This window comes from Pseudomonas sp. NBRC 111139, from assembly GCF_001753955.1.
In the GTDB taxonomy this organism is placed as follows: domain Bacteria; phylum Pseudomonadota; class Gammaproteobacteria; order Pseudomonadales; family Pseudomonadaceae; genus Aquipseudomonas; species Aquipseudomonas alloputida.
In genome coordinates, this window is sequence record NZ_BCBP01000044.1 from 72,448 (window position 1) to 80,773 (window position 8,326).

Genomic DNA, 8,326 nt, shown 5'->3' on the forward strand with positions numbered 1-8,326 from the left:
TTTCTACTTTGCCTGGTGAGGGCCATGAAGGGTCCCTCGCCGGCACCGTCAGGGCTCCAGAGCCTTCTCTTCCTCTGCAACCACGCGCTCGCACAATTCCGTGATCTGCTCGCGCATCCAGCGGTTGGCCGGGTCCTGGTCGGTGCTTTCATGCCAGTACAGGTGCGTTTCCAGCGCAGGGACCTCCACCGGCAGCGCCTGATAACGCAACTGATGGCGACGGGCGAAGCGCTCGGGGACCGTCATCGCCATGTCGGTCTGCTGCAACACCTGCGACGCCATCAGGTAGTGTTGCGAACGCAGGGCGACCTTGCGTTGAACACCCATCTTGCCCAGCGCCAGGTCGACGTAACCCAGGCCGTTGCGGCGGCTGGAGATATGGATGTGGGTCATGCCCAGGTAGCTGTCGAGGGTCAGCTTGCTGTCGGCCAGCGGGTGACCTTGGCGCAGGGCGCAGACATAGCGGTCTTGCATCAGTTTGATGTGGCGCACCTGCGGGTCGGTGTTCAGTGGCGCGTCGATGGCAAAGTCCAGGCGGCCGGCCGCGAGTTCCTTGGTGGTCTCGCGGCGCTTGCACAGGAAGCTTTCAATCACGACTGCCGGCGCCAGACGGCGCAGGCGCTGGAACAGCGGCGGCAAGATGACCGCCTCGGTCAGGTCGGTCATGCTGATGCGGAAGGTCTTGTTGGCCTGCTGCGGGTTGAAAATGCGGCTTTCCTGCACCGAGGTCCGCAGCAGCGCCAGCGCGTTGCGCACAGGGCCGATGATGTTCTGCGCCATGGGGGTGGGCACCATGCCTTGCGCGGTACGCACGAACAGCGGGTCATTGAAGGTTTCGCGCAGGCGCGACAGGGCATTGGACACTGCCGGCTGGGTAATGCCGACAATCTGCCCGGCGCGGGTCAGGTTGGCTTCGGTGTAGATCGCATCGAACACGATGAACAGGTTGAGGTCGACCTTGCTAAGGTTCATGGGCGCCGCTCTTTGTTGGAATTATCGGCCGATCATATATCGGTTATGAATGTTTATACACGCGGAAAATAGACTAGGTGGATGGAGCAATGCTGCTCTAGGCTCTGGCCCAAGTACTCCGAACTGTGAAGGTAGCCCAGATGGATTTCGCCTATTCGCCCAAGGTCCAGGCACTGCGCGAGCGTGTCACTGCGTTCATGGACGCTCATGTCTACCCCGCCGAAGCCGTGTTCGAGCGCCAGGTCGCCGAGGGTGACCGCTGGCAGCCCACTGCAATCATGGAGGCGCTCAAGGCCAAGGCCCGCGCCGAAGGGTTGTGGAACCTGTTCCTGCCAGAGTCGGAATACGGCGCCGGCCTGAGCAACCTGGAGTACGCCCCGCTGGCTGAGATCATGGGCCGCTCGTTGCTCGGACCGGAGCCGTTCAACTGCTCCGCGCCGGACACCGGCAACATGGAAGTGCTGGTGCGCTATGGCAGCGAGGCGCAGAAACGCCAGTGGCTGGAGCCGCTGCTGCGTGGTGAGATCCGCTCGGCGTTTGCCATGACCGAACCGGACGTGGCCTCCTCGGACGCCACCAACATGGCTGCTACCGCCATACGGGACGGTGACGAGTGGGTGATCAACGGCCGCAAGTGGTGGACTTCCGGCGCCTGCGACCCGCGCTGCAAGGTCATGATCTTCATGGGCCTGTCCGACCCTGAAGGGCCACGCCACCAGCAGCATTCCATGGTGCTGGTGCCGACCGACACGCCAGGCGTGAAGATCGTTCGCCCGCTGCCGGTGTTCGGTTATGACGATGCGCCCCATGGTCATGCCGAAGTCCTTTTCGAAAATGTGCGGGTGCCGTACGAAAACGTGATCCTTGGCGAAGGCCGCGGCTTCGAAATTGCCCAGGGCCGCCTGGGCCCTGGCCGTATTCACCACTGCATGCGCTCGATCGGCATGGCCGAGCGCGCACTCGAGTTGATGTGCAAGCGCTCGGTGGAGCGTACTGCTTTTGGTCGGCCACTGGCACGCCTGGGCGGCAACGTCGACAAGATCGCCGACTCGCGCATGGAAATCGACATGGCCCGGCTGCTGACGCTCAAAGCGGCCTACATGATGGACACCGTCGGCAACAAGGTGGCCCGTAGCGAGATCGCCCAGATCAAGGTGGTGGCGCCGAACGTGGCCTTGAACGTGATTGACCGGGCTATCCAGATACATGGTGGGGCAGGGGTAAGTGGCGATTTCCCGCTGGCCTACATGTATGCCATGCAGCGCACCCTGCGCCTGGCTGACGGGCCGGATGAAGTGCACAGGGCGGCGATTGGCAAATACGAGATTGGCAAGTATGTGCCGGTGGAGATGTTACGTAGCGGGCGGTGAACGCGTCAGCCTGCGCCGGCCCATTCGCGATTAAACCCGCGCCTGCAGTGATTGCGCAAAGTCCTGCAACTTGTAGGACGTATCTGAATTTTGGCTGAGGCCACTTGAATCTCCCTTGCTGGTGATAGGTTTCCAACCTGAATCAAGTACAGGGAGTTCATATCTGCGCGTCAATCTAGAGGGGAAAGGTCAGGCGGTAGACGGCGATGTCACCACAACGGGTGCTGTCTGTATTGCGACGGGGGCCGGCTATCTGGACGAAGGCCGAATGGTGCTCCGTGAAGGCGACCACACCACGCCATGCCCTCTTTGTGGGCAGGCGGGAACTGTCGCCGAAGGTGTGGATCACTTTATTTCAGATGGCCAGCGGGTGGCTATGGATGGTGCGTTGGTTGTCTGTGGCTGTTCGCCGGGCACCAACCGGGTAGTCGCGCCCTTGTATGAGGCTCCGCCGTCCATGCACTCCATTGCAGGGCGTGCCAATACCCACGCTGCCGAGCTGTCACCCACCTTCAACCCCGAGCGCTTCTCCCAACCGGTAATAGGTGCACTGCCTGGTTCGCTGGAGCCTGGCTTCTACGTGGTTCCACGACGCATGTCGTTTCCCCAGATACTGCTTCAACTGGCCGGTCACGATTCCACGTTGCCGATCTCACGGTTACAGCGGCTCAACCCCACGTATGCGCAAGGGTTCAAAGCTGGGGAAATCTTCGTTATCGGTGATCCTGACAATGGAAATGCCTGCACGCGCGAAGAGGGAGAGCTTATGGCGGCTGCGCAGCATGCGCGGCGTGCGCTGGAGGCACTCGACCACGTCGAAGCGGATTTCATGATGCAGCACCAGGCCGAAATCGCCGGCTTGCTCAGCAACGCCAGTCTGTCCATGGGCGTGGGCAAGGACATGCTGGATCAAGGCTTGAAACAAGTAAGCAATACCTTGACCAGCATCGAGCAATTGCACCAGCGTGAGTTCATGCACCATGGCCATTTGAATAGTCCGGGTTTCTTCGCCGAGCGCAGGCGGTTGTTGCAGCAACTGGATGGCCAGTTGAAAGCGGCGTTGCTTAATAAGCAACTGAATCTGGGGAGCTATGAGCGGCTGAAGAAGAGCTTGAATATCTCTACCAAGAGCCTGGTGCACCATTGGTCGAAAGCGGGCGGACCGGGGCAGATTCCGGGGTATGCGACACATCTTGAGAAGGTGGCGCGGTTAAGTAAGTACCTGCAATACGGAGGGTATGCAGCGATTGGGCTGGGCGGGACCTCGTCTTATCTGAAAGTAAATGAAGTCTGTCGGGCCGGGGAGACTCGTGCTTGTCGAAAGGTTCGGTTTACTGAAGCGGGAAATTTTGTAGGGGGGCTAACGGGAGGGTTGGTAGGCGCCTCTGGTGGAGGTGCTGCAGCAGCTGCGTTATGCGGTATTTTTGCGGTGGGTACCGGTGGGTTTGGTGCAGTGTGCGGGATTGCGATCGTTGGCGCCGCCTCTTCTGCAGGCGCTATTGGTATTGGCGCCCTCGGAGAGCAAACCGGTGAACTCCTTCATGAGGTGACTGATGATTGACTTTGACAATTGGTCCCCATTGTTGCAAATAGGATTCCTGATTGCGCCTTTCGTCCTAGGCCTTGCGGGGATCGCTATCAATGTGAAAATTGCTTTGTCGAGTGATTTTGATGTCGCCCTTTCAGCGATAACGAGCAACCCCTATCTTGAGCAGATGAAACCTGTATGGGGCGGGCGAAACCTAAGGCATCGATGCCTACTGATGAGTACAGTAAGCGCTTTGGTCACATTCCCAAGGTTACATTTACGCCTCGGATGGTTGAACGAAGCGGAGCTTGACAATTTTCCCCCAAAGTTGAGGCGAGATATGGGAGCAGCCCTTTGGTTGATCTTGATTGCCTCACTTTGGGGAGCGGTTGGTTACTTCATCATCAAGCAATGATTGCAACTCAGACCCGTAACTGTGGGTCATTCCTTTTTCTCCCGTTGTTTTCTTATCGTTAGCTGCTTTTTCTATCGTCTTGTCGTCTTTATTCAACGTCTGCCCCCGCGTCTTGATCAACGAAATCACCACCCCACCCAGCAACAACCCGAATGTCACGCCCAACGACAGGAGCGCCGGCACCTTGCCCACCATGCCGTGGTAGAAAATCTTGCAGCCAATGAAGATCAACACCAGCGCCAGTGCGTACTTGAGGTAGACGAACCGGTGCATCAGCGCCGCCAGCGCGAAATACAGCGAGCGTAAGCCGAGGATGGCGAAGATGTTGGAGGTGTAGACGATGAACGGGTCCTGGGTGATGGCGAAGATCGCCGGCACGCTGTCGACGGCAAACACCAGGTCGGCCAGTTCGATCAGTACCAGTGCCAGAAACAGCGGGGTGGCATAACGCAGCGCCTTGCTGTGCCCGGCCGGGGTGTGGCGTACAAAGAAGTGCGAGCCATGGATCTGGTCGGTAACCCGCATGTGCCGCCGCACGAACTTGAGGATCGGGTTGTTGGCCAGGTCCGGGCGGCTGTCTTCCTTCGACAGCGCCATTTTCACCCCGGTAAACAGCAGGAAGGCACCGAAGATGTAAAGCACCCAGGCAAAGTTCTGTACCAGCGCCGCGCCCACGCCGATCATGATGGCCCGCAGGAACACCACGCCCAGGATGCCCCAGAACAGCACGCGGTGCTGGTAGCGGCGGGGGATGGCGAAGTAGCTGAAGATCATCGCCATGACGAACACGTTGTCCATCGACAGCGACTGTTCGACCAGGAAACCGGTGTAGAACTCCAGTGCCGACTGCGCACCCAACTGGTACCAGACCCCCGCGCCAAACAGCACACCGACACTGAAATAGCCTGAATACAGCAGCAGGCTCTCGCGCATTTCAATTTCCCGGTCGTGGCGGTGCAGCACGCCCAGGTCGAGCACCAACAAACCGATGACGATGGCCATGAACACCAGCCACAACCAGGCGCTGGTACCGAGGACAGGTGTTGTGAGGAATGCTTGCAGAGCTGTCATGAGCCCCTCCTTGAATGTCGACGTTGCAAGGCAACAGTGATCCGACATGGCGGCTTGGCAGCCGTCAGAGGGGCCCGGTATCACATGGGCTTGAGCCTAGACCCGTTTGCCCGTGATGCCGAATGGGGAGCTGTTACATTTCTTTGCCAGTGCAGCGCTCAGGACCGCAATCCTTTGCTCAGCCCGTTCCCTTCTATTAAGTAACCTCGGTTATAGCCAAAACCAATCGAAAGCATGAGCTTTGCCAATGAGCCTTCAGCGGGATGATTAGTTAGGATTCTATCCATCAACTGATTCCAACCCCATGAAGGAGTGTCTCTCATGCCAATCATCAACAGCCAGGTCAAACCTTTCAACGCCACCGCCTACCACAAAGGCGAGTTCGTTCAGGTCAGCGAAGCCGATCTGAAAGGCAAGTGGTCTGTCGTGTTCTTCTACCCGGCCGACTTCACCTTCGTTTGCCCGACCGAGCTGGGTGACCTTGCTGACAACTACGCCGAGTTCCAGAAACTGGGCGTGGAAATCTACGGTGTTTCCACCGACACCCACTTCACTCACAAAGCCTGGCACGACACTTCGGACACCATCGGCAAGATCGAATACCCGCTGATCGGTGACCCGACTCACGTCATTTCGCGCAACTTCGACGTGCTGATCGAAGAAGCCGGCCTGGCCGACCGCGGTACCTTCGTGATCAACCCGGAAGGCCAGATCAAGATTGTCGAGCTGAACGACGGTGGTGTAGGCCGTGATGCTGCTGAACTGCTGCGTAAGGTCAAGGCTGCTCAGTACGTTGCCGCTCACCCAGGCGAAGTGTGCCCGGCCAAGTGGAAAGAAGGCGAAGCCACTCTGGCGCCGTCGCTGGACCTCGTAGGCAAGATCTAAGGTCATGCCCATAACGCGGGCGGTAAGCAGCCGCCAAAGCTGAAGTACCTACCGCCCCGTCAAGCGCCCGGGCGACCTCGCCTGGGCGTTTTTGTATCCGAGTTTTGAAAAAGGAATCGCCCGTATGTTGGACGCCACGCTTAAATCGCAACTGAAAACCTACCTGGAGCGGGTCACCCAGCCGATCGAGATCGTTGCTTCCCTCGACGACGGCGCGAAGTCCCGCGAATTGCACGACCTGCTGGTAGAGATTGCCAGCCTGTCGAACCTCATTACCTTCAGCGCGGACGGTACCGATGCCCGTCGCCCTTCGTTCTCGCTGAACCGCCCGGGTGCCGATATCAGCCTGCGCTTCGCCGGCATCCCCATGGGCCACGAGTTCACATCGCTGGTGCTGGCACTGCTGCAAGTGGGTGGCCACCCGTCAAAGGCCAGTGCCGAAGTGATCGAGCAGATCCAGGCTCTGGAAGGTGAATTCAACTTCGAAACCTACTTCTCGCTGTCGTGCCAGAACTGCCCGGACGTCGTCCAGGCACTGAACCTGATGGCGGTACTCAACCCCAATGTGCGCCATGTTGCCATCGACGGTGCGCTGTTCCAGGACGAAGTGGAATCGCGCAAGATCATGGCGGTTCCGAGTATCTACCTCAACGGTGAAGTGTTTGGTCAGGGCCGTATGGGCCTGGAAGAAATCATTGGCAAGATCGACTCCAACGCTGGCGCCCGCCAGGCCGAGAAGATCAACGCCAAGGAAGCCTTTGACGTGCTGGTTGTCGGCGGTGGCCCCGCTGGCGCCGCGGCTGCCATCTACGCTGCCCGCAAGGGCATCCGCACCGGTGTTGCAGCCGAGCGCTTCGGCGGCCAGGTGCTGGACACTCTGGCCATCGAGAACTTCATCTCGGTGCAGGAAACCGAAGGGCCGAAGCTGGCCACGGCGCTGGAAGAGCACGTCAAACAGTACGACGTCGACATCATGAACCTGCAGCGCGGTGAAGCGCTGATTCCGGCCGCCGAGGGCGGTCTGCACGAAGTGCGCCTGGCGGGGGGCGCTTCGCTGAAGGCCAAGACCGTGATCCTGGCCACCGGCGCCCGCTGGCGCGAAATGAACGTGCCGGGTGAGCAAGAGTACCGTGGCCGCGGCGTGGCCTACTGCCCGCACTGTGACGGCCCGCTGTTCAAGGGCAAACGCGTGGCGGTGATTGGCGGCGGCAACTCGGGTGTGGAAGCGGCCATCGACCTGGCCGGTATCGTCGCCCAGGTGACGCTGATCGAGTTCGACAGCCAGTTGCGTGCCGATGCGGTGTTGCAACGCAAGCTGCGTAGCCTGCCGAACGTCAACGTGATCACCAGCGCGCTGACCACCGAGGTGCTGGGCAATGGCGAGAAGGTCACCGGTCTGCGCTACAAGGACCGCACCACGGATGAACAGCACGAAGTGGCACTGGAAGGCATCTTCGTGCAGATTGGCCTGTTGCCCAACACTGACTGGCTGAAGGGCACCGTCGAGCTGTCGCCGCGTGGCGAAATCATTGTCGACGCCAAGGGCCAGACCAGCATCCCGGGTGTGTTTGCAGCAGGTGACGTGACTACCGTGCCGTACAAGCAGATCGTCATTGCGGTGGGTGAGGGGGCCAAGGCGTCGCTCGCGGCCTTTGACCACCTGATTCGGACTTCGGCACCGGCGTAAGCCTGTACGGCCCTTTCGCGGTTGAAGCCGCTCTCACAGGACTGCGCAGTTGTTGAAACTGTGAAGATCCCCGTAGGAGCGGGTTTACCCGCGAAGAGGCCGGGCCTGCTGGCCAATCACCACCCGCCGTTCACCGTTGCTGCCGCTACCGTATTCGCGGGTAAACCCGCTCCTACATCGGATCGGTGGTGGACACCTGTCGGTGGCCGGGCCTGCTGGCCAATCTCCACCCGCCTTTCACCGTTGCTGCCGCTACCGTATTCGCGGGTAAACCCGCTCCTACATCGGATCGGTGGTGGACACATGTCGGTGGCCGGGCCTGCTGGCCAATCACCACCCGCCGTTCACCGTTGCTGCCGCTACCGTATTCGCGGGTAAACCCGCTCCTACATCGGATT

At 59.8% G+C, this 8,326-nt stretch carries 7 protein-coding genes; 5 read left to right on the top strand and 2 right to left on the bottom strand.

The window, feature by feature from the left end; translation table 11 throughout:
* Positions 1–48 precede the first annotated feature (48 nt).
* Positions 49–972 (bottom strand): LysR family transcriptional regulator, encoded by a 924-nt coding sequence (locus BJQ17_RS17930; protein ID WP_004573723.1) that lies wholly within the window; start codon positions 970–972, stop codon positions 49–51.
* Between the two features lie 140 nt (positions 973–1,112).
* Here BJQ17_RS17930 and BJQ17_RS17935 point away from each other — a divergent pair, with 140 nt between their 5' ends.
* The 3 genes from BJQ17_RS17935 to BJQ17_RS17945 all read left to right on the top strand — a co-directional run bounded on the left by BJQ17_RS17935 (position 1,113) and on the right by BJQ17_RS17945 (position 4,285).
* Positions 1,113–2,342: an acyl-CoA dehydrogenase gene (locus tag BJQ17_RS17935; protein WP_070096393.1), complete on the top strand. Its 1,230-nt coding sequence runs from the start codon at positions 1,113–1,115 to the stop codon at positions 2,340–2,342.
* A 163-nt stretch (positions 2,343–2,505) separates the two neighbouring features.
* Complete coding sequence (locus BJQ17_RS17940) at positions 2,506–3,903, top strand: PAAR domain-containing protein (protein WP_070096396.1); 1,398 nt, start codon at positions 2,506–2,508, stop codon at positions 3,901–3,903.
* On the top strand, positions 3,896–4,285 hold the full coding sequence (locus BJQ17_RS17945) for a hypothetical protein (protein WP_054888684.1): 390 nt from the start codon (positions 3,896–3,898) through the stop codon (positions 4,283–4,285). The genes BJQ17_RS17940 and BJQ17_RS17945 overlap by 8 nt, the downstream gene beginning before the upstream one ends.
* Here BJQ17_RS17945 and BJQ17_RS17950 read toward each other — a convergent pair.
* Complete coding sequence (locus BJQ17_RS17950; RefSeq protein ID WP_256559813.1) at positions 4,244–5,356, bottom strand: TerC family protein; 1,113 nt, start codon at positions 5,354–5,356, stop codon at positions 4,244–4,246. The genes BJQ17_RS17945 and BJQ17_RS17950 overlap by 42 nt on opposite strands.
* 321 nt (positions 5,357–5,677) lie before the next feature.
* On the opposite strand from BJQ17_RS17950, the gene ahpC reads away from it, so the two are divergent.
* Complete coding sequence (ahpC, locus tag BJQ17_RS17955) at positions 5,678–6,241, top strand: alkyl hydroperoxide reductase subunit C (protein WP_003250537.1); 564 nt, start codon at positions 5,678–5,680, stop codon at positions 6,239–6,241.
* Positions 6,242–6,365: 124 nt separating this feature from the next.
* Positions 6,366–7,928, top strand: coding sequence for an alkyl hydroperoxide reductase subunit F (gene ahpF / locus BJQ17_RS17960; RefSeq protein WP_070096394.1), 1,563 nt, complete (start codon positions 6,366–6,368; stop codon positions 7,926–7,928).
* Positions 7,929–8,326 lie beyond the last annotated feature (398 nt).

Excerpts from the sequence above, each read along its gene's own strand:
- ahpF (WP_070096394.1), top strand. The coding sequence starts at position 6,366 with ATGTTGGACGCCACGCTTAAATCGCAACTGAAAACCTACCTGGAGCGG.
- BJQ17_RS17950 (WP_256559813.1), bottom strand. The coding sequence starts at position 5,356 with ATGACAGCTCTGCAAGCATTCCTCACAACACCTGTCCTCGGTACCAGC.
- BJQ17_RS17930 (WP_004573723.1), bottom strand. The coding sequence starts at position 972 with ATGAACCTTAGCAAGGTCGACCTCAACCTGTTCATCGTGTTCGATGCG.
- BJQ17_RS17945 (WP_054888684.1), top strand. The coding sequence starts at position 3,896 with ATGATTGACTTTGACAATTGGTCCCCATTGTTGCAAATAGGATTCCTG.
- ahpC (WP_003250537.1), top strand. The coding sequence starts at position 5,678 with ATGCCAATCATCAACAGCCAGGTCAAACCTTTCAACGCCACCGCCTAC.
- BJQ17_RS17935 (WP_070096393.1), top strand. The coding sequence starts at position 1,113 with ATGGATTTCGCCTATTCGCCCAAGGTCCAGGCACTGCGCGAGCGTGTC.